The organism is Micromonospora sp. C41 (assembly GCF_018070485.1).
Lineage (GTDB): Bacteria > Actinomycetota > Actinomycetes > Mycobacteriales > Micromonosporaceae > Micromonospora > Micromonospora chalcea.
The window spans coordinates 115,245-136,008 of sequence record NZ_JAGPXP010000017.1; the positions used below are offsets into that span (position 1 = coordinate 115,245).

The window sequence follows — 20,764 nt, forward strand, 5'->3', positions numbered from 1 at the left end:
TTCGGTCGTTTACATTCGTCAAGTCACGTAACGTCGTGAATAGGCGATTCGATCCTGGCACGGGTACGGGTGCTTTTAGGGGGCTTTCGTGCAGTTTCATCGGCAGACCGGCGTGTCGCTAGGGAGGGCGTGATGGACGTTCTCGGCTACCTGCGCCTGGTCCGACGCCACTGGTGGATCGTGTTGGTGACGGTGATGCTCGCCCTGGGCACCGCCGCGCTCGTGACGGTCCGGACGGCGCCTCGGTACGAGGCCTCGGTGACGTTCTTCGTCACCACGCCCAGCCAGGGCGTCACCGACGCCTACCAGGGCAGCCTCTTCCTTCAGCAGCGGGTGAAGTCCTACGGTGACCTGCTCACCAGCGACCGGCTGGCGCAGAGCGTGGTGGCCGACGCGCCGCTGGGTCTCACCGCCGACCAGGTGCGCAGCCGGATCCGGACCGCCAGCACGACCGGCACGGTCCTGCTCAAGGCCACGATCACCGACACCGACCAGACCCGGGCGCTGAAGACCACCGAGACGCTCGCGACGAAGTTCACCGAGCTGGTGCGCAAGGTCGAGACGCCGCCGGACGGCAATGCCCCGCCGATCAAGATCGAGGTCGTCAGCGGTCCCCGGGTGACGTCCAGCCCGGTCTCGCCGCAGCCCACGCGCAACCTGGTCATGGGCGGTGTGCTGGGCCTGCTGCTCGGCGCCGCGCTGGCCGTGCTGCGCGGGCTGGCCGACGTCCGGATGCGCGACGGCGCCGCGCTGCAACGGGTGACCGGCAGCCCGCTGCTCGGCGAGATCCCGTACGAGAACGGCGCGAAGGCGGCGCCGCTGATCGTCGGCGCGGCGGCCACCTCCGCCCGGGCCGAGGCGGTCCGCAAACTGCGCACGAACCTGCGCTTCGTGGACGTGCACGAGCCGGCCCGGGTCATCGCGGTCACGAGCGCGTTGCAGGGCGAGGGGAAGACCACGATGGCCTGCAACACCGCCATCGCGCTGGCCGAGGCGGGCTGGCGGGTGCTTCTCATCGACGCCGACCTGCGCCGCCCGAAGGTGGCCGACTACCTGGGCCTCGACGGCGGCGTCGGCCTCACCGACGTGCTGGTCGGCGACGTCCAGGTCGGTGACGTGGTGCAGCGCTGGGGGGAGAAGTCCCTTCTCGTGCTGCCCAGCGGCGCCACCCCGCCTAACCCGAGCGAGCTGCTCGGCTCGAAGTCCATGGCGGACCTGCTGGTGGCGCTGCGGGACTCGGCGGACATCGTGGTGATCGACACCGCGCCGCTGCTGGCCGTCACCGACGGCGTGGTGGTGGCCGTGCAGGCCGACGGCGCGCTCCTGGTCACCCAGCAGGGCCGGACCTCGCGCAGCCAGGTGGCGGCGGCGGCGAACGCGCTCAGCTCGGTCTCGGTGCGCCTGCTCGGCTGCGTGCTCAACATGGCCAAGGTGGCCAAGTCGGACGCCTACCAGTACGAGGCGTACAAGGTGGTCGTGCCGCCGGCCGCGCCCTCGGTGCCGGCCGACCGGGCCGGCAGCCGCCGGGGCGCCAAGGCCGTCGGGGGCGACCGGACGCAGGAACTCACCCGGCTGTCGCGATGAGCGCGAGCACGGGGCGGATCGACCGCTCGATCTCCTCCGCGCACCGCCGGAAGTCGGCCGGCGAGCCGCCGATCGGGTCGCGCAGGTCGTCCACGTCGGGGGCGGCGGGTTGCAGCCGCCCCCGGGCGCGCACGGCGGCCGACACGGCCGCCCGCAACGGCGTGCCCGCCTCCGCCTCGTCCGCCCGGGCCTCGGTGGCCAGCCGGGCGAACTGCCGGAGCGTGAACGTCCGCGCCAGCGTGGCCGGGGCCATCGCGGTGCAGGCCGAGCGCTGGCGGCGGGTCGCGGTCAGCACCAGCGCCGCTCCGGTCAGGTGCTCGGGGCGAAGCCGCCGGGTGCGGAAGGCCGCCGGGTCCGCGCCGGTCCGGGCGGCCACCTCGACCGCGTACGGGTGCATGGCGGCGCCGTCGATCGCGTCGGTGCCCGCGCTGGCGACCGCCAGCGGCAGACCGGCCAGCATCCGGCGGGCGATGAACTCCGCCATCGGTGACCGGCACATGTTCGCGTGGCAGACGAAGAGGACCTCGTCGACCATCTGCACCCCTCTCGTCGGCACGGTCGCGGCGCAGAGTGCCGCGACGGCGTTCTTCCGGCTGTCGCGGCCGGACGCAGAGGGGTTGCCGGAATCGTACGCGCCGCGCCGCGCGCCCGTCCGGCAAGCCGCGCCGGGAGCGTGGACATGAGGATCGGCATCCTGTCGTACCACTTCCCGCCGGAGCCGGCGTTCGTCCCGGGCAGCCTGGCCGAGGAGCTGGTCGCCCGGGGCCACGAGGTACGGGTGCTCACCGGGTTCCCGGACTATCCGGGTGGCCACGTCTATCCGGGCTGGCGGCAGCGCTGGCGGCACCAGACGCACAGCGAGCGGCTGACCGTACGCCGGGTGCCCCGGTACGCCGGCGGCGACGGCACGCCCCGGGCCCGTACCGCGAGCTGGCTCTCCTTCGCCGGCAGCGCCGCGCTCGCCGGGCGGGGCCTGCTGCGGGGCGTCGACGCGCTCTACGTCTTCGGTCACCCGGCGGTCACGTTCGCGGCGTCCGGGCTGCTGCGGCTGCTCGGCCGTACGCCCACCGTCCTGCACGTGCAGGACGTCTGGACGGAGCACGAGCCGGGCCCGGCGCAGAGCGACCGGGCGCCGGCCCGGCTGGAGGCCGCCATGCGCCGCCTCTACCGGGAGGCGGCAGTGGTGGCGGTCAGCTCGCCGTCCATGGCGGATCTGGTGCGCGCCCGCGGGGCCGATCCGGCGCGGGTGCGTACGGTGCTCAACTGGACCGACGAACGCATCTTCCGTCCGACCCAGGCCGGTCCGGCCGTCCGCCGGCTCATCCGGCGGGACGACCGTTGCGTGGTGATGCACGCCGGGACGATCGGCGTGCGCCAGGGGCTGGAGACGGCGGTCCGCGCGGCGGCGGCGCTTGGCGACCGGATGGACCTGGTGCTGGTCGGCTCCGGTCCGCAGGAGCGGCGGGTGCGGGGGCTCGCCGCCGAGCTCGGCGCCGACAACGTCCGGTTCGTCGAGCGACGGTCCGCCGTGGACATGCCGCAGCTCTACGCGGCCGCCGACTATCAGCTCGTGGCGCAGCGCGACCTGCCCGAGCTGCGGGGGACCGTGCCCGCCAAGCTCCAGGCCGCGCTCTCCTGTGCCGCGCCGGTGGTCGCCTCCGCCGGTGGGGAGACGGCGGAGCTGGTCGAGCGGGCCCGCGCGGGGCTGTCCTGCCCGCCGGAGGACTGGGCGGCGCTCGCCGACCGCTTCTGGCTGGCCGCCGCCATCCCGGCGGCCGCCCGGATCGACATGGGTAGGCGGGGCCGGGGCGCGTACCTGCGGGAGATGTCGATGCGGACCGGCGTGGACCGGATCGAGGCCCTGCTGCAGGAGGCGGCGGGTGTGGCGCCGAAGCGAGCAAAACTCGCAGAAGCGATGCAAGCCGACAGAGCGGCGGAATAGCCAACTAAAGCTTCCTTTTCCATGCTAGAAAGCAACTCGATTGCGAAAAGTGTCTTATTCGTCTCGTAGGAGGATTTTGTGTCCGGACCCGGTCCTTCGCCCGGCCGCCGACGGCGCTCGCGGCGGCGCCGGCGCGCCCGGGTCCGCCGGATCCTGCTGACCGGGCTGGTCGTCGTCTCGGTGCTGCTCAGCACCGCTGGCTGGGTGGCGTTCCGGGGCTGGCAGGCCCGCGCCCACCTGGTCAACGCCGCCGGGCTGGCCAAGGAGCTCAGCGCCCAGGTGCTCGACGGCGACGTGGCCCGGGCGCAGCGCACGCTCGCCGCGTTGCAGGAGCAGGCGGCCGCCGCGCGCGGCGCTACCGGGGATCCGGTCTGGTGGGCCGGCCAGCAGGCCCCCTACGCGGGGGACAACCTGGCCGCGGTGCGGCAGATCTCGGTGGCGGTGGACGACCTGGCCCGGCTCGCGTTCCCCACGCTGCTGCGGGTCGACCTCGCCTCGCTGGTGCCGAAGCAGGGCCGGCTGGACCTGGCCCGCCTGCGCGGGGTCTCGGCCGAGGTCGCGGCGGCCGACCAGGCGGTCCGGGCCACCGCCGAGCGGTTGCGGCAGGTGCCGGTGGACAGCCTCGTGGCGCAGGTGCGCGACGCGGTCACCGCGCTGCGCGCGGAGCTGGACAAACTGGGCGAGCTGACCTCGGCGGCGGATCGGGGCGCGCGGCTGCTGCCGCCGCTGCTCGGTGCGGACGGGCCACGCAGTTATCTGCTCGTCTCGCAGAATCCGGCTGAGCTGCGCGCCACCGGCGGCATGTTCGGCGCGTACGCGGTGCTGCGGGCCGAGGGCGGCCGGGTCCGGTTGGTCAAGCAGGGCAGCTCGTCGGACCTGCGGTCCTTCGACCCACCGCTCAAGATCGGCGCGGAGGCGAAGCGGCTCTGGGGCGACCTGCCGGGCATCTATCCGGCGGATGTGAACCTCAGCCCGGACTTCCCGGCCGCCGCCGCGCTCTACCGGGACATGGTGCGCCGCCGTACCGGCACCACCGTGGACGGCGTGCTGGCGGTGGACCCCGTGGTCCTGTCGTACCTGCTCGGCGTGGTCGGCCCGGTGACCGTGCCGGACGGGCCTTCGCTGGCCGCCGCCACCGCCGTGCGGACGCTGCTCAGTGACTCGTACCGGGACCTGGACACCAAGGACCAGGACGTGTTCTTCGCCCGGGCCGCGTCCGGCGTGTTCGACACGTTGTTCACCAAGACGGTCGACCCTCGGTCGCTTTTGACCGTTTTTAGTCGTTCCATTAGCGAACGTCGGATATTGTTCTGGAGTGTCCGATCCGATGAGCAGCGCGCGCTGGCCGACACCCGGCTGGCGGGTCAGCTCCCGGAGAAGGACACCGTGCCGACTGTCGGCGTGTTCCTCAACGACGGCAGCGGCGCGAAGCTCGGTTACTACCTCAGGTTCTCGGCCACCGTGACGGTCGGCGAATGCCATCCGGACGGGCGCCGCGAGCTGCGGCTGAAGGTGACGGTGCACTCCACCGCCCCGAAGTCGGGCCTGACCAAGTCGGTGACCGGGCTGGCCCTGTCCGGCGACAAGTACACCGCACGCACCTTCGTCTCCGTCCACACGCCCACCGGGGGCGCCGTCCTCACCGGGCGGCTCGACGGGAGGGACACCGCGATGGGCAGCGGCACCGACGGCCGCCGCCAGGTGGCGGTGGCCAACGTGGAGACCCGCCCGGGGCAGACCCGGACGCTCGACGTCACGGTGCTCACCGGCCAGACCGGCGCCGGGACGGCCGAGCTGGTGCACACGCCCACCGTCACCCCATGGACCACCCAAGTAGTCAACGCACCAAGCTGTGAACAGTAGGAGGGAAACCATCATGCGGCTATCCCGCATCATCATGGCGCTCACGGTGGGCCTGGCCGTAGCGGCCGTGCCGACCGCGGCCGGGGCGGCGCAGCCGCAACCCCCGGTCTACCCGCCCGAGGTCGCGTCGCTGACCGTCTCACCGACGACCATCCGGCTCGGCGAGACGTTCACCCTGCGGGGATCGAACTTCGGGCCGAACGAGACGGTCCGAATCGACGTGGCGATCTCGGGCCTGCCCGCGGCCGCCCCGGCCGACGGTTCCGCGCGACGCAGCGACGGCAGCACGGTGGCGATGGCGCCGGTCGCCTACACGCCCAACCGTGCCCAGCCGCAGCCCGCGCCGACCACGTTCACCGTGACGACCGACGCCAGCGGCAACTTCACCGTGACCTACCGGCCGACCCGGCCCGGGCGGTACACGTTCACCGCCACCGGTCTGACGTCCGGTCGGATCGCCAGCGCCACCGGCACCGTCCTGCCGCCGCGGCCGACCAAGTCCCCGCACCACGGCGGGCTGCCGGTCACCGGTGACAGCATCGGCACGCCGCTGAAGCTCGGTGGGGGCCTCGCCGCCGCCGGCGCGGTGCTGCTGCTGGCCTCCATGGCCTGGCGTCGCCGTCGCCTCGGCTGATCCGGGGCGCGCCGGGAAAGACCCGGCTCGATCGTGAGTGCCCGCCGGACGGAGTCCGGCGGGCACTCACGTGTCCGTGCCACACGACACAATGGGCCATGGACGCGACACCGTGGACCGATCAGGCCGGCCTGCTCACGCTGCCCGGGGGCGCCACCGTCCGCGGGCGGCGAGTCGCCGAGCCCGCCTCGCCCGCCGACTTCGCGCTGCTGCTGGCGCCCGGCCCCGAGCCGCGATGGCCGGCCCGGCGCGTCCGCTGGCCCGACTTCTGGATCCCGGCCGACCGCGCCGACGCGCTCGACGCGCTCCGGGAGGCGTGGCGGCGCGCGTACGCGGGCGAGCGGGTCGAGGTGGCCTGCCACGGCGGTGTGGGGCGTACCGGAACCGCGCTCGCCGCCTTCGCCGTACTGGACGGGCTGCCGCCCGCCCGGGCGGTGGCCTGGGTCCGGTCCCGCTACCACCGGAAGGCGGTGGAGACGCCGTGGCAACGATGGTGGTTGCGCGGCGTGCGCTGACCCCCGGCCGGTCACCGAGCGGGGCCGGGCGATCGGCGCCGCGTCACGGCCCCGGTGAGCCACCCGGCCCTGATCAACGGGCTCGGTATGGTGCCTTCTCATGAGAGCCCGGGTCCTGGCCGCCGTCACCGCCGTCACCCTGCTCGCCGCCGGGACACCCGCACCGGCGCCGGCCGCCCCCGGGACGACCACCGCGCCCGGCGCCACCGTGCCCTGCCCCCGGCAGCCCGCGCCGAAGGTGAGCCGGCCGCCCCGCCCGACGCCGCCGGCCACGACGCCCGAACAGGCGGCGGTGGGCGGGGAGGCGCTGGCCGGCGCCGGGCTGGTCGCGCCGCCGGGCAGCCCCGCGCCCCCGGCGGTCACCGCCAGCACCTGGCTCGTGGCGGACCTGGACACCGGCGCCGTTCTGGGCGCGTGCGGGGCGCACGTCCCCGGCACGCCGGCCAGCACCCAGAAACTGCTGCTGGCCGCCACCATGCTGAGCCGGCTCGACCCGAAGCAGGTGGCCGTCGCGACCCGCGCCGACCTCGACATCGAACCGGGCAGCTCGGCCGTCGGGCTGCTCGTCGGTGGCCGCTACAGCGTGGAGACGCTCTGGCTGGGCCTGCTCCTGCAGTCCGGCAACGACGCGGCGAACATGCTGGCCCGTCTCGGCGCCGGCAGCACGCAGGCCGGCGTCGCCGAGATGAACGCGCAGGCCCGCCGGCTCGGCGCCGGGCAGACCCACGCGGTCACCCCGTCCGGACTGGACGGCCCCGGGCAGTTCACCACCGCGTACGACCTGGCGCTGATCGCGCGGGCCTGCTTCGCCGACGCCGCGTTCCGCCGGTACGCGCTCACCGAACGCACACAGATCCCGGCCCAGCCCGCCCTGAAGAAGGGCGGGTTCCAGATCCAGAACGAGAACCAGCTGATCTACCGCTATCCGGGCGCGCTCGGCGGCAAGACCGGTTTCACCGAGCTGGCCCGGCACAGTTACGTCGGCGCCGCGCAACGCGGCGGACGCCGTCTCGTGGTGACGCTGCTCGGTGCCGAGGCCCGGCCGGTACGCGGCTGGCAGCAGGGCGCCCAGCTGCTCGACTGGGGCTTCGGGCTGCCCCGGGACGCCTCGGTCGGCCGGCTGGTGGAGCCGGGTGAGGGGGACGCCGAGGCGGCGGAACCCCGTAACGCTCCCGCCGCCGCGCCGGCCCGTACCGTCTCGCCGCCGTGGCGGGGGCCGGCCGGCACCGCGCTGCGCCGCGTCGGCGAGGGGGACTGGCGGATGATCGTGCCGCTCGCCGGTCTGCTCGCCCTCACCGTCGGTGGGGTGGCGGCGGTGCTCGCCGCCCGCCGGGGCCGGTCCCGCCGCCGCGGACGCCGCCGCGCCTGAACCCGGTGTCCCGGCTGGTCGCGTGGACACCGATTCCGTGGGTATGCGCCCGGCATGGAGCACCCGGGCCGGATCGTGGTGGTCTCGGCGGACATCGGCGCCGGACACGACCGGGCCGCTGACGAGCTGGCGCAACGGCTGCGTGCGCGGGGCTTCGCGGTGGACCGGCTGAACCTTCTGCACCTGCTGCCCCGCCCGCTGCACCGGGCGGTGCGCGAGACGTACCGGGGGGTGCTGCACCGGCTCCCGTGGGGCTACCACGCGCTGTTCCGGCTGACCGGCAGCTCACCGACGGCCGTACGCGTGATCCGCGCGCTGCTGAGGCCGTTGCGCCGTCGCCTGCGCCGCCGCATCCCGTCCGACACCCGGGCCGTGGTCACCACCTATCCGTTCGCCAACCAGCTCCTCGGCCCGTTGCGGCGGCACGGGCGGCTCCGTGTCCCGGTGATCACCTACGTGACCGATTTCGTGGTGCACCCGACCTGGCTCGCGCCGGGCGTGGACGTGTACTGCGCGGTCCGCCACGCCGAGACGCGTCAGGCCGACGCCGCCGACGTCACGGTGGTGCAGCCGCTGGTGTCCCGCGCCTTCGCCCGGCCCGGCCCGGAGGACCGGCAGCGGGCCCGGCAGCGGTTCGGCCTGCCGGCCGGCGGTGTGCTCGCGCTTGTCGTCGCGGGCTCCTGGGGCGCCGGCGAGGTGCCGGCGACGGTGGCCGAGGTCGCCGCGGCGGGTGTCCGCCCGGTGGTGGTGTGCGGGCACAACGCGGCGCTGCGCCGCCGGCTGCACGGCGCCGGCCGGTACGTGCTGGGCTGGGTCGACGACATGCCGGCACTGATGCGCGCCGTCGACGTGATGGTGGAGAACGCCGGCGGGCTGACCTGCCAGGAGGCGCTGGCGGCCGGGCTGCCGGTGGTCACGTACCGGCCCATCGCCGGTCACGGGCGTGCGAACGCCGCGATCCTGGCCCGCGCCGGCCTGAGCCGGTGGGCGGGCACACCGCAGCAGCTCGGGCCGGTGCTCGCGGCGGTGATCGGGACTTCACCGGTGGTCCCGTGCCACGACGACGTGTCCCAGGACCCGGCCGGCCTGGTCGCCGAGGCGGCTCGCCGGGCGCCGCCCGCGGGTTCGGCCGGCACGCGCCGCCCGCTGCTGGACCCGGTCGGCGACGCGGTCGCCGTACTCGCCGCGATGCTGCAGTCCACCGGCGGTCTGCGATGAGAGCGGCGACCCTGGCCCGGGCCGCCGCGCTCGCGCTGCCGGTGTTGCAGGTGGCGCCGTCGGTCACGGCGCTGCCCGCCGTGCGGCGGCGGTGGCTGCCCGGCCTGCACGGAATCGGGGCGCCCGACCGGGTCGCGCTGACCTTCGACGACGGCCCGGACCCGGAGTCCACCGGCCACGTCCTGGACGTGCTGGCGGCACACCGGGTCCGGGCCACGTTCTTCGTGCTCGGCGCGATGCTGCGGCGCAACCCGGCGCTGGGCCGCCGGCTGGTCGACGACGGCCACGAGGTGGCCGTGCACGGCTGGACGCACGACAACCTGCTGCTGCGCGGCCCGGCCCGCACCGTCCGGGACCTGACCCGCGCGTACGACCTGGTCACGGACGTGACCGGCCGTGCGCCCCGGTTCCTGCGACCGCCGTACGGCGTGCTCACCGCCGCGGCTCTCACGGCCGCCCGGCGGCTGCGTCTGCGGCCGGTGCTGTGGAGCTGCTGGGGGCGGGACTGGACCGCCACGGCCACCGCCGACACGGTCGCGCGAACCGTCCTGTCCGGGCTGGAGGGAGGCGGCACGATCCTGCTGCACGACTCCTCCCGTACCGCCGCGCCGGGCGCCTGGCGGGCCGGTGTCGCCGCGCTTCCGCGCGTGCTGGCCGAGTGCCGTCGCCGCGGATGGCACGTCGGCCCGCTCAGCGGTCACGGGCTGCCCGCGCGCTGATCCGGGCACGGGCGGGGGAGCCTACCGCGTGGCCCCGGCGCCGGGGCCCGAATCCCGGAGCCGGTGACCCGTTCGGGTCGGCGTGGCTAGCGTCCGGGTCATGAGGACCTGGGGATCCTTCGTGGCGCTGGCCGCCGCCCTGCTGGTGCCGGTGTCGGCGACGCCCGCGGTGGCGGGCGTCCGCGCGCCCGTACGCCGGATGCCGGCCGCGCCGCCCTGCCCGAACGTGCCGCCCCCGTCGACCCGGCCGCCGCAGCCGCCGCCCGCGCCCGATCCGGCCGCGCGGGCCGTCGGCGGCGCGGCGCTGGACACCGCCGGGCTGGTCGTCCCGCCCGCGTCGACCGCGCCGCCGCCGGTCACCGCCACCTCCTGGGTGGTCGCCGACCTGGACAGCGGCGCGGTGCTCGGCGGCTGCGGGCCGCACGAGTACGCGGTGCCCGCGAGCGTGCAGAAGCTGCTGCTGGCGGCCACGATGCTGCCCCGGCTGGACCCGAACCGGGAGGTCACCGTGACCGCCGGGGATCTGGCCGTGGAACCGGGCAGCTCGGCGGTCGGGCTGGTCGAGGGCGGGCGGTACCGGATCGAGACGATCTGGCTGGGACTGCTGCTGCGTTCCGGCAACGAGGCGGCGAACGCGCTGGCCCGCCTCGGCGGCGGCCCGGACGGGCTGGCCGGCGGGGTGCGGGCGATGAACGAGGAGGCGCACCGGCTCGGCGCGCGGCAGACCCACGCGGTCACCCCGTCCGGGCTGGACGGTCCGGGCCAGTTCACCAGCGCGTACGACCTGGCGCTCATCGCGCGGGCGTGCTTCGCGAACCCGGCCTTCCGCCGGTACGCCGCCACCCGTACGGCGCAGATCCCGGCCCAGCCGGCGCTGCGCAAGAAGGCGTTCGCGATCTCCAACGACAACATGCTGCTGGACCAGTACCCGGGCGCGATCGGCGGCAAGACCGGCTTCACCGACCTGGCCCGGCACACCTACGTCGGCGCCGCCGAGCGCGGCGGGCGGCGGCTCGTGGTCACGCTGCTCGGCGCCGAGGTGACCAGCCAGCGGGGCTGGCAGCAGGGCGCCGCGCTGCTGGACTGGGGATTCGCGCAGCCTCGGGACGCCTCGGTCGGGCGGCTGGTCGAGCCGGGTGAGCTGGACCGGACCGCGCCACCGGCGGGCGGCGGGGCGTCGGCCCTGGCCGGGCACGCCGACCTGCGTGGCGGCGCGCCGGGCCCCGGCGCCGCCCCCAGCGCCGGTGTGACGGTGGCGGTGGGCGCGGTGCTGACGGCCGGGGGAGCGGTGCTGCTGGCACGGCGGCGCCGGCACGCCGCGGCGGCCGCCGCCACCATGTCGACCGGGCCGGTTCTGCGCGAGCCGGAAATTCCGGAACAGGACTGAAAGTGGCGGTCCGGGTCAGCGGCAGGCGGGCGCCGCGGTGCTGTCGCGCACCACCAGTTCGGTGGCCAGTTCGACCCGGGGCGAGTCGATCTCCTCACCCTGGGCCAGCCGCAGCACGGTACGCGCGGCGAGCCGCCCCATCTCGACGAGGGGCTGGCGGACGGTGGTCAGCGGCGGCGAGGCCCACCGCGCCTCGGGCAGGTCGTCGAAGCCCACCACGCTCACGTCGTCGCAGACCCGCAGTCCGCGCCGGCGCACCGCCTCGTACACCCCGAACGCCATCTGGTCGCTCGCCGCGAAGATGGCCGTCGGCGGCTCGTCGAGGTCGAGCAGCGCGCCACCGGCGGTGAACCCGGAGGCGTGGTAGAAGTCGCCGGGCTGCACCAGCCGGTCGTCGGCGGCCACACCGGCAGCGGCCAGCGCGGCCCGGTAGCCGTCCAGCCGGGCCCGGCTGCACAGCAGGTGCGGCGGGCCGGCCACGAAACCGATCCGCCGGTGGCCGAGCTTGAGCAGGTGCTCGGTGGCGGCCAGGCCGCCGGTCCAGTTGGTGGCGCCGATCGCCGGCACGTCGGTGGCGGCCACGCCGGCGGCCGGGTCGACCACCACCACCGGCACGTTGAGGCGGCGCAACTGGGCCTGCACGGCCGGGCTCAGGTGCGAGGTCACCACGATCACGCCGTCGGACGCGCGGGCGCGCAGGTTGTGCAGCCACTGCCGGGTGGAGCTGGACTCGCGGTGGATCGCCGAGACGACGGTGCCCACCCCGGCGGCGTGACTGACGTCCTCCACGCCGCGGATGATCTCCACGGCCCAAGGGCTGTCCAGGTCGTTGAAGACCAGGTCGACCAGGTCCGCCCGGCGCACCGTACGGCTGCCCCGGCGCCGGTAGCCGTGGTGGCGCAGCAGCTCCTCGACCCGTTCCCGCGTGTCCGGCGCGACGTCGGACCGCCCGTTGAGCACGCGCGACACGGTCGGGACCGAGACGCCGGCCTCCCGTGCGATCGCGGTGATGGTCACCCTGCGTTCGTCGTCCGCGCTCACCCGTGTTCCCTTCGCCGGCTGCCGGAACCGACCGGTAGACCGTCCCGCCCCACGCACATCTTGCCGTACGCAGAGGGCTTGACGACAGGCCGGACCGGCCCTAGCGTTCGCACGAGTTGCGGAAACGTTCCGGAAATGCGCCAGTCATCTTCCGGCGGCTCGCCGTCCACCCCCGACGAACGACGAGGAAGACCGAGGCGTGCTCACCGACCTGACCGAGGCCGAACTCCGTACCTACCGCAGCGACCTGCACGAGCCTGCCGACTTCGACGCCTTCTGGGCTGACACTCTCGCACAGGCGCGCTCGTGCGGCGACCCCGTGACGGCGACCCCGCTGCCGACGCCGCTGACCGGTGTCGACGTCTTCGACGTGACCTTCCCCGGCTTCGCCGGACAGCCGATCCGCGCGTGGCTGCGGGCGCCGCGCGGCGCGTCCGGCCCGCTGCCCACGATCGTGCAGTACGTCGGGTACGGCGGCGGGCGCGGCCACGCGCTGGAGAACCTGCTCTGGTCCGCGGCCGGCTTCGCCCACCTCCAGATGGACACCCGTGGCCAGGGCTCGGGGTGGAGCCGGGGCGACACCCCGGACGTGGCCGCCGCCGGGCCGCAGGCGCCGGGCATGGCCACCCGGGGCATCGAGGACCCGAACAAGTACTACTACCGTCGTTTCCTCACCGACGCGGTCCGCGCCGTGGACGCCGCGCGTGAGCTGCCGGCAGTCGACCCGGACCGGATCGCCGTTCTCGGTCACAGCCAGGGCGGGGCCGCAGCGCTCGCGGCCGCCGCGCTGGCGCCGTCGGTACGCGCGGCGGTGGCGTACGTGCCGTTCCTCTGCGACATCCCGCGCGCGATCATGATCACCGACTCGGCGCCGTTCCGGGAGATCCGGGACTACCTCGCCGTGCACCGCGACCGCGAGGAGCAGACGCTGCGCACGCTCGGCTACGTCGACGGCGTCGCGTTCGCCCGCCGCGCCACCGCGCCGGCCCGGTTCTCCGTCGCGCTGATGGACGAGATCGTCCCGCCGTCCACGGTCTACGCCGCCTACCACGACTACCGGGGCGACAAGGACCTGACGGTGTGGCGGTTCAACGGCCACGAGGCGGGCGGCATCGACGACGACGCCGCCGCTGTGGACTTCCTGCGTACCGTGCTGGGCGCCTGACCACCGGTTCCGCCGATGCCGGCCCGCCCGGGCTGGTAGACACGGCGGATGGGCACCGGCATGCGCGCGACGGCGGGCCTGGCCGTGGCGACCGCGCTGCTCGCCGCCGCCTGCCAGCGGCCCGCGCCGTCGCCGTCGCCGTCCGCGCCGCCGTCCGCCACCCCGACCGGCCCGCGGGCCCCGGCGGACTTCGTGGACCTCAGCACCGTCGACCCCACCGTCCGCACCGACATCCGGTACGCGGGCCCGCACAACTTCGTCGGCCGCCCGATCGACGGGTACGCCGAACCACGCTGCCTGCTCACCCGCCCGGCGGCGCAGGCGCTGCACCGGGTGCAGACCGCCGCGCTCGCCGGCGGGCACAGCCTCAAGGTGTACGACTGCTACCGCCCGCAGCGCGCCGCCGACGACTTCGTCGCCTGGGCGAAACGCCCCGGCGACCAGCTGATGAAGGGCGAGTTCTACCCCGCCGTGCCGAAGGACCGGCTCTTCGCCGACGGTTACATCGGCGCGCCCACCGCGCACAGCCGGGGCAGCACCGTCGACCTGACCCTGGTCCCGGTCTCCGGGCCCCCGCAGGCCGGGTACACGCCCGGCCAGCCGCTGGTGCCCTGCACCGACCCGGCCGGCCGCCGCTTCGCCGACGACTCGATCGACATGGGCACCGGCTTCGACTGCTTCGACCCGCGTGCCCACACCGCCGACGCGCGGATCAGCGACACCGCCCGCAACAACAGGGACCTGCTGCGCCGGCTGATGTCCGCGCAGGGCTTCGAGAACTATCCGCTGGAGTGGTGGCACTACCGCTACGTCGACGAGCCGTACCCGGACACCTGGTTCGACTTCCCGGTGGCCGGTTCGTCGCTGCGGTGACGCGGCCGTTCCACCATGATCGATTGCGGCTAGGCTGGGCGTTCATGGAGACCGAACGGATCGGCCCGCCGCTGCTCGGCGGGGAGCGGGAGTCGCTGCGCGCCTTCCTCGACTTCCACCGGGCCACGCTCGCCCTCAAGTGCGAGGGGCTGACCGACGAGCAGTTGCGCCGGCAGGCGTCGCCGCCGTCCACGCTGTCCCTGCTCGGGCTGGTCCGGCACATGGCGGAGGTGGAGCGCACCTGGTTCCGCCGGGTCATCGCCGCCGAGGACGTGCCGCTGGTGTGGTCGGACACCGGTGACTTCCAGCAGGCGTACGACGCCCGCGACGCCGACGTGGCGGAGGCGTTCGAGGCGTGGCAGCGCGAGATCGAGCACGCCCGGCGCATCGAGCGGGAGGCCGAGTCCCTCGACGTGACAGGTCACCAGGCCCGCTGGGGCGAGGACGTGTCGCTGCGCCTGGTCATGCTGCACATGCTGCACGAGTACGCCCGCCACAACGGGCACGCCGACCTGATCCGCGAGGCGATCGACGGCACGGTCGGCGTCTGAGTCCGGCCGCTCAGCGCGTGCGCAGCGGCAGCCAGGCCAGCACGTCGGAGATGCGTGCGTCCCAGTACGCCCAGTCGTGGTCCCCCGGACCGAAGTCGACAGTGACCGGCACGTCGCGCTCGCGGGCCGCGTCGAGGAACCGCACGTTGTCCTCGTACAGGAAGTCCTCGGTGCCGCACGCGACGTAGAGCGCCGGCCGGTCGTCGCCGGAGCGCTCCAGCAGCCCCACCGTGTCGTCGTCCGCCGGCACCGGGTCGTCGCCCCAGACCGTGTGCCACACCGCCGGGTCGACCGGGTGGGTCGGATGGTGGCGGCGGCGGGTCACGTCCAGCGCGCCGGACAGGCTGGCCGCCGCCGCGAACCGCTCCGGCCGGCGCAACGCCCACTTGAGCGCGCCGTAGCCGCCCATCGACAGGCCCGCGACGAACGTGTCCTCCCGGCGGTCGGACAGCCGGAAGAACGTCCGGCACACCTCGGGCAACTCCTCGCTGAGGAACGTCCAGTAGCGGTTGCCGTGTGCCTCGTCGCAGTAGAAGCTGCGCTGCACCTGCGGCATCACCACGGCCAGCCCCAGCGGCGCCACGTACCGCTCGATGGACGTGCGGCGCGTCCACACCGTGTCGTCGTCGGTCAGCCCGTGCAGCAGGTAGAGCACCGGCGGGTCACCGTCGGCGCCGGGCGCCGCCATGCCGATCCCGGCGGCGCCCGGGTCGGGCAGCAGCACCGTCATCGAGGTGCCCACGCCGAGCGCCTCGGAGAAGAAGTCACACCGGATGTGCGCCATGAGGCGGGAGCGTACCTCGCAGGGGTTCGATGAGGGCGTTCCTATTGCCCCCGGACGGTCGTACGGGACAGGATGGCCGTGCGTGCCGGTAACACACCCGTAACCTGCGCGCTGCTGGTCTCTGTCACAAGGAAGTGGGAGTCAGGCATGAGTGACGTGTCGGCCGCACTGGGTGTGCGCCTCTACCCGGACCTGGTCGAGCCGGGTGGTCTCGCCCCCGCGCTCGTGGCGACCGCCGCCGCGCACCAGCTCGACGTCGGCGCGGTCTCCGCGCCCGAGCAGGGGCGCAGCCGCTTCACCTGCGCCGAGATGACCTCCCCCCGGGGCGTGGTCTGCGTCAGCCTCGGCTCCCAGGCCCGCTACTTCATGATCGACCTGAGGGTGGACGGCGACGTCCAGGCCCGCGGCGACGCCACCGACCTGCTCCAGGTCGCGCAGGTGGCGGCCGCCTGGCGGGCGGGGATCACGCTCGCCGAGCTGACCGCGCGCTACCCGTTCATGGAGGAGATGCGGCGCCACCCGGTCGGGCAGGCCGGCTGAGGCCGGGCACCCTGGCCCGGCCCGATCCAGGTCGACCGCCGCTCCCGGACGCGCCGTGTCGATCTAGGGTGATGCGATGACCGCCAGGCGCGTGACGACAGTACTGTTCGACTTCGCCTGGACTCTGTTCGCCAGAGACTCGGAGCGCTGGGTGGGCAACGCGGCGGCATCGATCGACCGGACATTGGCTGTCGGCGAGGCGCACCGTATTGCCGGCGACTTCGCGGAACTGTTGCGGGAGACGGCCACGGATCCGGCCCACATCGCCCGAGATCTGGACCCGCGAGTCTGGGATCGGGCGATCCTCGCTGTGCTGGAACAGATTCCTGGGGTGGACCAGGCGCTGGCATCGGCCATGCACGAAACACACGCCGAAGCAGTCGAGCCGTACGCCGACACCGTCGCCACCCTGTCCGCATTGCGTGACAGCGGTGTTCGCATCGGCGTCGTCAGCAACGTCGGCTGGGACATCCGCACATGCTTTGCGCGGCATGGACTCGACGGCTATGTCGATGCGTTCGTACTGTCCTACGAGGTCGGCTTCGTCAAACCGGACCCTCTGATCTGGGTCGCCGCCCTCGAAGCCCTCCATGCCGCACCGGGCCAGACCCTGATGGTCGGTGATCATCCCGCCGGCGACGGCGGATCGGTTGCCGCCGGCATACCGGCGCTGATCCTGCCAATGGTGGATTCGCCCGCGCAGAAACGCGGATTCGAATACGTGCTCAGGCTTGCCCAGGTTCCGTCCTGACGGGTCTTTCGCTGGTCACTCACGTGAAGCTCCTGGTAATCAGCGCGTGCGCGGAAAGGTTCAGTGCTGTCGCAAATTCGCGTTGCCGCCGGTGCGTGGCGGCCGTACGGTGAGCGGGCAACGTCGATCTGATCCACCAGGGGAGTCCACCGTGTCGCAGCAGAACCGCACCCGCGCCGAGCGGCAAGCGCCGCGCGCCGGTGCCCTGCTGCCCGAACCGGGCACGGGCCGGGAACGGCAGTGGCAACCAGGGTGGTGGCGCGTCTAGCGCCGGCGCGACGATCCGCGCGAACCGCCCGCCCCGACACCGGAGCAGGGCGGTTCTCCGTTTCCGGGGTACCTATCTCCGACGGACACGAGCAAGGAGACGACGATGGGTTTCACCCCGCTGGCCGGTACCCGGGCGCCGGTCCGGGTCTGGACCGACCCGTACACGATCGAGGCGCAGGCGGCCCGGCAGCTGCGCAACATCGGCGCGCTGCCGTGGGTGCAGGGCGTCGCGGTGATGCCGGACGTGCACTTCGGCAAGGGCGCCACTGTCGGCTCGGTGATCGCGATGCGGCAGGCCGTGTCGCCGGCTGCGGTCGGCGTGGACATCGGCTGCGGCATGTCCGCGGTGCGGACCTCGCTGACCGCCGCCGACCTGCCCGACGACCTCGCGCCGCTGCGTTCGGCAATCGAGGCGGCGATCCCGGTCGGCTTCGCGATGCGCGACGACGCTGTCGATCCGCGGCGGGTCCGGGGCCTGGAGCAGGCCGGCTGGGACGAGTTCTGGCGGCGGTTCGCCACGCTGGACCGGAAGGTCGCCCAGCTCGAGACGCGGGCGCAGCGGCAGCTCGGCACGCTCGGCGGCGGCAACCACTTCATCGAGGTCTGCCTGGAGCAGGGTGGCCCGGACGACGGCCGGGTCTGGCTGATGCTGCACTCCGGTTCCCGCAACATCGGCAAGGAACTGGCCGAGCGGCACATGTCGGTGGCGCGCGGGCTGCCGCACAACACCGACCTGCCGGACCGGGACCTCGCGGTGTTCCTCGCCGGCACGCCGGAGATGGAGGCGTACCGGCGGGACCTGTGGTGGGCGCAGGAGTACGCCCGGCGTAACCGGGCGGTCATGCTCGCGCTGCTGAGCCAGGTGGTCCGGGAGGCGTTCCCGCACGTGCGCTACGACGAGCCGATCTCCTGCCACCACAACTACGTGGCGGAGGAGAGCTATGACGGGGTGGACGTGCTGGTCACCCGCAAGGGCGCGATCCGGGCCGGTAAGGGGGACCTGGGCATCATCCCCGGCTCGATGGGCACCGGGTCGTACATCGTGCGCGGCAAGGGCAACGTCGACGCGTACTGCTCGGCGTCGCACGGGGCCGGGCGGCGGATGTCGCGGGGGCAGGCGAAGCGCACGTACAGCACGGCGGATCTGGCCGCGCAGACCGCCGGTGTGGAGTGCCGTAAGGATGCCGGTGTGGTGGACGAGATTCCCGGCGCGTACAAGGACATCACCGAGGTGATGGCCCAGCAGGAGGACCTGGTCGAGGTGGTCGCCCACCTCAAGCAGGTCGTCTGCGTGAAGGGCTGAGCGGTAGGGCCGGCGTCGAGGGGGCGCCGGCCCTACCGGGTACGCCGGGCGACGCGTACGCCGATGGCTACCGCGCCGATGACGAGCAGCGCGGACAGGAGTTGCAGGCCGGGGGAGTCGTCGGCCTCGCCGTACACGAAGCCGGCGACGCCGAGCACGACGGCGAGCACCGCCACGGCGGCGGCCAGGTGCCTCATCGCTCCTCCTCGTCGGGGACCCATTCGAGCAGGTCGCCGGGCTGGCAGTCGAGCACCCGGCACATGGCCTCCAGGGTGCTGAACCGGACGGCCTTGGCGCGGCCGTTCTTGAGCACGGCGACGTTGGCCGGGGTGAGCCCGACGCGTTCGGCGAACTCGCCGACGCTCATCTTGCGCTTGGCCAGCTCCACGTCGATGCGCACGACGATCGGCATCAGATCACCGCTTCCATGTCGGTGCGCAGCGTGGTGGCCTGGCGCAGCAGCGCGCGCAGGACGACCATCAGCAGCCCCAGCACGCTGACGCCGGTGACCAGCAGGAACAGCAGCAGCGGCAGCCCGGGGTCGTCGGCGTTGAAGCCCACATAGAGGAACACCCCGACGAGCACCACCCAGGCGGCGGCGACCGCCCAGACGATCCCGTCGACCCAGCGCAGGGACGCCTCGGTGAAGATGCGGTCGCGCTTGACCAGGGTGAGCAGGTGCCAGGTGCAGACGATCACCACCTGGACGCAGAGCACCCAGAAGACCGTGACCGCGGTGGCGGGCCATCGCAGGTACGCCATGTCCGGGTCTTCCCGGGCCATGTGGGCGAACTGGCCGGGCAGCGACATGGTCTGGAACAGCACCAGGATCGCGAACAGCAGGACCAGGAAGGCGCGGAGTGGTGTCACCGCGCGTTGCGCCGTAAGCATGCATCGACTATCGCGCGGAACCTATCGAAAGTCAATCGGTATCGCTCGCGCGGCGGCCGACGGCGTAGCGGACGTGCACGGCGTACCGCGAGTGGTGCACGGCGTGGATCTCCAGATCGACGTCCCGGTCGAAGCCCTCGAAGAGCCGCTTCCCGCCGCCGAGCACCACCGGAGCCGTGGACAGGCCCAGCTCGTCGACCACGCCGGCGGCGAGCGCCTGCCGGATGACGTCGGCGCCCCCGCCGATGATCACCGCACTGTCCCCGGCCGTACGCCGGGCCGCCGCCAGCGCCGCGTCGAACCCGTCGACCATGAGGAAACCGGCGTCCGGATCGGGCTGGTCGGCGGTGCGGTGGGTGAGCACGACCAGGGGCGCCTGGAACGGGTTCCGGCCGCCCCAGGCGCCCGCGGCGTCGTACATGCCCCGGCCGCACAGCGCCGCGCCGGCACCCTCCAGCAGCTCGTCGAAGTACGCGCGGTCCTCGGCGGTCATGCCGGCACCGGGTTCGCGTGGCGTGTCGTACGTCCACGGCCCGCCCATCACCCAGTAGTGCAGCCGCTCGCCGCCGGCACCGAGCCCCTGACCCGCGTGGTCGTCCGGACCGGTGACGTAGCCGTCCAGGGACACGGTGACGAACGCCCGCACCCGGCCCCGCGCTTCGCTGGTGCTCATGCTTCCTCCCGGAGACTCGGAGAACACCGACTCACCGAAGACCGCGCACCGGCACCGGACTCATCGCCGTCCTCGGTCCGGCGTCAGCCGTACACCGGATGTTCGGCCTGGAACGCCAGCCGGCGGTCCGCGCCGGCGGCCAGCTCGGCGAGCACGTCGTCGAGGTCCAGGAACGTCTGCCAGCGCTCCTGGCCGGTGATGCCGGCGAGCCGGTCGACCACGAGTTGCTCCAGGTCGGCGACCCGGCGGCCCTTCCACACCTTGTCGGCCAGGCTGACCATCAGGTCCTCCAGCTGTACGCCGGGGGAGTGCCAGGCGGCGTGGGTGACGGCGAAGCGGGCCCGCTCCTCCGGTACGCCGAAGCGCAGCAGCAACTGGTAGCCCGCCTCCTCGTGCGCGGACCCCGGGCCGGTCAGCTCGGCCGGATGCTCGACCTTGCCGAGGTCGTGCACCGCGGCGCCGAACAGCACCGCCTGCCTGTCGAACGGCACCGCGGCGAACCGGTCGGCGAACGCGGCGGTCAGGTGCCAGGCGACGTCGTGCACCAGCCGCAGGTGCGCGCCGAGGCGCGGCGGGGCGGCGAGGGCGGCCAGCAGCTCGACCGCCACGCCGGGCAGCGCGAGCAGCGGCGGGTCACCCGGCTCGGTGAGGGCGCGGCGCAGGGCGTCGGAGGTCATCGGGGCGAGCGTAC

Annotated in this window: 23 protein-coding genes; 15 read left to right on the forward strand and 8 right to left on the reverse strand. The window is 74.0% G+C overall.

Annotation, left to right across the window (positions count from 1 at the left end; translation table 11 throughout):
• Positions 1-132: 132 nt before the first annotated feature.
• The gene (locus KBX43_RS19435; RefSeq protein WP_043323724.1) at positions 133-1,584 is read left to right on the forward strand and encodes a polysaccharide biosynthesis tyrosine autokinase; all 1,452 of its coding nucleotides are present in this window, start codon (positions 133-135) and stop codon (positions 1,582-1,584) included.
• On the opposite strand, the gene KBX43_RS19440 is transcribed toward KBX43_RS19435, so the two are convergent.
• On the reverse strand, positions 1,565-2,119 hold the full coding sequence (locus tag KBX43_RS19440; RefSeq protein ID WP_043330096.1) for a protein-tyrosine-phosphatase: 555 nt from the start codon (positions 2,117-2,119) through the stop codon (positions 1,565-1,567). The two genes, KBX43_RS19435 and KBX43_RS19440, sit on opposite strands and share 20 nt — an antisense overlap.
• A 144-nt stretch (positions 2,120-2,263) precedes the next feature.
• On the opposite strand from KBX43_RS19440, the gene KBX43_RS19445 reads away from it, so the two are divergent.
• The 8 genes from KBX43_RS19445 to KBX43_RS19480 all read left to right on the forward strand — a co-directional run bounded on the left by KBX43_RS19445 (position 2,264) and on the right by KBX43_RS19480 (position 11,231).
• Positions 2,264-3,526 (forward strand): glycosyltransferase family 4 protein, encoded by a 1,263-nt coding sequence (locus KBX43_RS19445; protein ID WP_210886294.1) that lies wholly within the window; start codon positions 2,264-2,266, stop codon positions 3,524-3,526.
• Between the two features lie 78 nt (positions 3,527-3,604).
• Positions 3,605-5,389: a DUF4012 domain-containing protein gene (locus tag KBX43_RS19450; RefSeq protein ID WP_210886296.1), complete on the forward strand. Its 1,785-nt coding sequence runs from the start codon at positions 3,605-3,607 to the stop codon at positions 5,387-5,389.
• Between the two features lie 13 nt (positions 5,390-5,402).
• On the forward strand, positions 5,403-6,023 hold the full coding sequence (locus KBX43_RS19455) for a hypothetical protein (RefSeq protein ID WP_043323730.1): 621 nt from the start codon (positions 5,403-5,405) through the stop codon (positions 6,021-6,023).
• A 98-nt stretch (positions 6,024-6,121) separates the two neighbouring features.
• A complete protein-coding gene (locus KBX43_RS19460; RefSeq protein ID WP_210886319.1) occupies positions 6,122-6,538 on the forward strand; it encodes a protein-tyrosine phosphatase family protein in 417 nt (138 codons plus the stop codon).
• Between the two features lie 100 nt (positions 6,539-6,638).
• Positions 6,639-7,907: a D-alanyl-D-alanine carboxypeptidase family protein gene (locus KBX43_RS19465; RefSeq protein ID WP_166455882.1), complete on the forward strand. Its 1,269-nt coding sequence runs from the start codon at positions 6,639-6,641 to the stop codon at positions 7,905-7,907.
• Positions 7,908-7,961: 54 nt separating this feature from the next.
• On the forward strand, positions 7,962-9,125 hold the full coding sequence (locus tag KBX43_RS19470) for a glycosyltransferase (RefSeq protein WP_210886322.1): 1,164 nt from the start codon (positions 7,962-7,964) through the stop codon (positions 9,123-9,125).
• A complete protein-coding gene (locus KBX43_RS19475) occupies positions 9,122-9,844 on the forward strand; it encodes a polysaccharide deacetylase family protein (RefSeq protein ID WP_069088599.1) in 723 nt (240 codons plus the stop codon). Before KBX43_RS19470 ends, KBX43_RS19475 begins: the two co-directional genes overlap by 4 nt.
• Positions 9,845-9,944: 100 nt before the next feature.
• Positions 9,945-11,231 (forward strand): D-alanyl-D-alanine carboxypeptidase family protein, encoded by a 1,287-nt coding sequence (locus KBX43_RS19480; RefSeq protein WP_069088600.1) that lies wholly within the window; start codon positions 9,945-9,947, stop codon positions 11,229-11,231.
• Between the two features lie 15 nt (positions 11,232-11,246).
• Here KBX43_RS19480 and KBX43_RS19485 read toward each other — a convergent pair whose 3' ends face one another.
• Positions 11,247-12,272, reverse strand: coding sequence for a LacI family DNA-binding transcriptional regulator (locus tag KBX43_RS19485; RefSeq protein ID WP_043323734.1), 1,026 nt, complete (start codon positions 12,270-12,272; stop codon positions 11,247-11,249).
• Between the two features lie 199 nt (positions 12,273-12,471).
• Here KBX43_RS19485 and KBX43_RS19490 point away from each other — a divergent pair, with 199 nt between their 5' ends.
• From KBX43_RS19490 to KBX43_RS19500, 3 genes are read left to right on the forward strand one after another with little or no spacing between them, the layout of a single operon-like run.
• Positions 12,472-13,437, forward strand: a complete 966-nt coding sequence (locus tag KBX43_RS19490; RefSeq protein WP_210869142.1) for an acetylxylan esterase — start codon at positions 12,472-12,474, stop codon at positions 13,435-13,437.
• Between the two features lie 60 nt (positions 13,438-13,497).
• Complete coding sequence (locus tag KBX43_RS19495) at positions 13,498-14,310, forward strand: M15 family metallopeptidase (protein WP_210886346.1); 813 nt, start codon at positions 13,498-13,500, stop codon at positions 14,308-14,310.
• Positions 14,311-14,354: 44 nt separating this feature from the next.
• Positions 14,355-14,861, forward strand: a complete 507-nt coding sequence (locus KBX43_RS19500) for a DinB family protein (protein ID WP_064445820.1) — start codon at positions 14,355-14,357, stop codon at positions 14,859-14,861.
• A gap of 10 nt (positions 14,862-14,871) precedes the next feature.
• Here the strand turns inward: KBX43_RS19500 and KBX43_RS19505 are convergent, their stop codons facing one another.
• Positions 14,872-15,645 (reverse strand): alpha/beta hydrolase family protein, encoded by a 774-nt coding sequence (locus KBX43_RS19505; RefSeq protein ID WP_113972791.1) that lies wholly within the window; start codon positions 15,643-15,645, stop codon positions 14,872-14,874.
• A gap of 147 nt (positions 15,646-15,792) precedes the next feature.
• On the opposite strand from KBX43_RS19505, the gene KBX43_RS19510 reads away from it, so the two are divergent.
• The 3 genes from KBX43_RS19510 (at position 15,793) to KBX43_RS19520 (ending at position 18,509) form a co-directional block, all read left to right on the forward strand.
• The gene (locus KBX43_RS19510; protein ID WP_113972790.1) at positions 15,793-16,185 is read left to right on the forward strand and encodes a hypothetical protein; all 393 of its coding nucleotides are present in this window, start codon (positions 15,793-15,795) and stop codon (positions 16,183-16,185) included.
• 76 nt (positions 16,186-16,261) lie between these two features.
• Positions 16,262-16,936, forward strand: coding sequence for an HAD family hydrolase (locus KBX43_RS19515; RefSeq protein ID WP_064445822.1), 675 nt, complete (start codon positions 16,262-16,264; stop codon positions 16,934-16,936).
• A 373-nt stretch (positions 16,937-17,309) separates the two neighbouring features.
• The gene (locus tag KBX43_RS19520) at positions 17,310-18,509 is read left to right on the forward strand and encodes an RtcB family protein (protein WP_064445823.1); all 1,200 of its coding nucleotides are present in this window, start codon (positions 17,310-17,312) and stop codon (positions 18,507-18,509) included.
• 32 nt (positions 18,510-18,541) lie between these two features.
• Here the strand turns inward: KBX43_RS19520 and KBX43_RS19525 are convergent, their stop codons facing one another.
• From KBX43_RS19525 to KBX43_RS19545, 5 genes are all read right to left on the reverse strand, one after another.
• Positions 18,542-18,706, reverse strand: coding sequence for a hypothetical protein (locus KBX43_RS19525; protein ID WP_166455878.1), 165 nt, complete (start codon positions 18,704-18,706; stop codon positions 18,542-18,544).
• On the reverse strand, positions 18,703-18,921 hold the full coding sequence (locus KBX43_RS19530) for a helix-turn-helix transcriptional regulator (RefSeq protein ID WP_030499989.1): 219 nt from the start codon (positions 18,919-18,921) through the stop codon (positions 18,703-18,705). Before KBX43_RS19530 ends, KBX43_RS19525 begins: the two co-directional genes overlap by 4 nt.
• Positions 18,921-19,400, reverse strand: coding sequence for a DUF2975 domain-containing protein (locus tag KBX43_RS19535; protein WP_043323747.1), 480 nt, complete (start codon positions 19,398-19,400; stop codon positions 18,921-18,923). The genes KBX43_RS19530 and KBX43_RS19535 overlap by 1 nt, the downstream gene beginning before the upstream one ends.
• A gap of 31 nt (positions 19,401-19,431) precedes the next feature.
• Complete coding sequence (locus KBX43_RS19540) at positions 19,432-20,073, reverse strand: dihydrofolate reductase family protein (RefSeq protein ID WP_210886326.1); 642 nt, start codon at positions 20,071-20,073, stop codon at positions 19,432-19,434.
• Between the two features lie 83 nt (positions 20,074-20,156).
• On the reverse strand, positions 20,157-20,750 hold the full coding sequence (locus KBX43_RS19545) for an HD domain-containing protein (RefSeq protein ID WP_064445826.1): 594 nt from the start codon (positions 20,748-20,750) through the stop codon (positions 20,157-20,159).
• Between the last annotated feature and the right edge of the window lie 14 nt (positions 20,751-20,764).

Excerpts from the sequence above, each read along its gene's own strand:
- KBX43_RS19445 (WP_210886294.1), top strand. The coding sequence starts at position 2,264 with ATGAGGATCGGCATCCTGTCGTACCACTTCCCGCCGGAGCCGGCGTTC.
- KBX43_RS19535 (WP_043323747.1), bottom strand. The coding sequence starts at position 19,400 with ATGCTTACGGCGCAACGCGCGGTGACACCACTCCGCGCCTTCCTGGTC.
- KBX43_RS19460 (WP_210886319.1), top strand. The coding sequence starts at position 6,122 with ATGGACGCGACACCGTGGACCGATCAGGCCGGCCTGCTCACGCTGCCC.
- KBX43_RS19530 (WP_030499989.1), bottom strand. The coding sequence starts at position 18,921 with ATGCCGATCGTCGTGCGCATCGACGTGGAGCTGGCCAAGCGCAAGATG.
- KBX43_RS19500 (WP_064445820.1), top strand. The coding sequence starts at position 14,355 with ATGGAGACCGAACGGATCGGCCCGCCGCTGCTCGGCGGGGAGCGGGAG.
- KBX43_RS19470 (WP_210886322.1), top strand. The coding sequence starts at position 7,962 with ATGGAGCACCCGGGCCGGATCGTGGTGGTCTCGGCGGACATCGGCGCC.
- KBX43_RS19465 (WP_166455882.1), top strand. The coding sequence starts at position 6,639 with ATGAGAGCCCGGGTCCTGGCCGCCGTCACCGCCGTCACCCTGCTCGCC.
- KBX43_RS19540 (WP_210886326.1), bottom strand. The coding sequence starts at position 20,073 with ATGAGCACCAGCGAAGCGCGGGGCCGGGTGCGGGCGTTCGTCACCGTG.
- KBX43_RS19480 (WP_069088600.1), top strand. The coding sequence starts at position 9,945 with ATGAGGACCTGGGGATCCTTCGTGGCGCTGGCCGCCGCCCTGCTGGTG.
- KBX43_RS19440 (WP_043330096.1), bottom strand. The coding sequence starts at position 2,119 with ATGGTCGACGAGGTCCTCTTCGTCTGCCACGCGAACATGTGCCGGTCA.
- KBX43_RS19520 (WP_064445823.1), top strand. The coding sequence starts at position 17,310 with ATGGGTTTCACCCCGCTGGCCGGTACCCGGGCGCCGGTCCGGGTCTGG.
- KBX43_RS19515 (WP_064445822.1), top strand. The coding sequence starts at position 16,262 with ATGACCGCCAGGCGCGTGACGACAGTACTGTTCGACTTCGCCTGGACT.
- KBX43_RS19495 (WP_210886346.1), top strand. The coding sequence starts at position 13,498 with ATGCGCGCGACGGCGGGCCTGGCCGTGGCGACCGCGCTGCTCGCCGCC.
- KBX43_RS19545 (WP_064445826.1), bottom strand. The coding sequence starts at position 20,750 with ATGACCTCCGACGCCCTGCGCCGCGCCCTCACCGAGCCGGGTGACCCG.
- KBX43_RS19475 (WP_069088599.1), top strand. The coding sequence starts at position 9,122 with ATGAGAGCGGCGACCCTGGCCCGGGCCGCCGCGCTCGCGCTGCCGGTG.
- KBX43_RS19525 (WP_166455878.1), bottom strand. The coding sequence starts at position 18,706 with ATGAGGCACCTGGCCGCCGCCGTGGCGGTGCTCGCCGTCGTGCTCGGC.
- KBX43_RS19505 (WP_113972791.1), bottom strand. The coding sequence starts at position 15,645 with ATGGCGCACATCCGGTGTGACTTCTTCTCCGAGGCGCTCGGCGTGGGC.
- KBX43_RS19510 (WP_113972790.1), top strand. The coding sequence starts at position 15,793 with ATGAGTGACGTGTCGGCCGCACTGGGTGTGCGCCTCTACCCGGACCTG.
- KBX43_RS19455 (WP_043323730.1), top strand. The coding sequence starts at position 5,403 with ATGCGGCTATCCCGCATCATCATGGCGCTCACGGTGGGCCTGGCCGTA.
- KBX43_RS19435 (WP_043323724.1), top strand. The coding sequence starts at position 133 with ATGGACGTTCTCGGCTACCTGCGCCTGGTCCGACGCCACTGGTGGATC.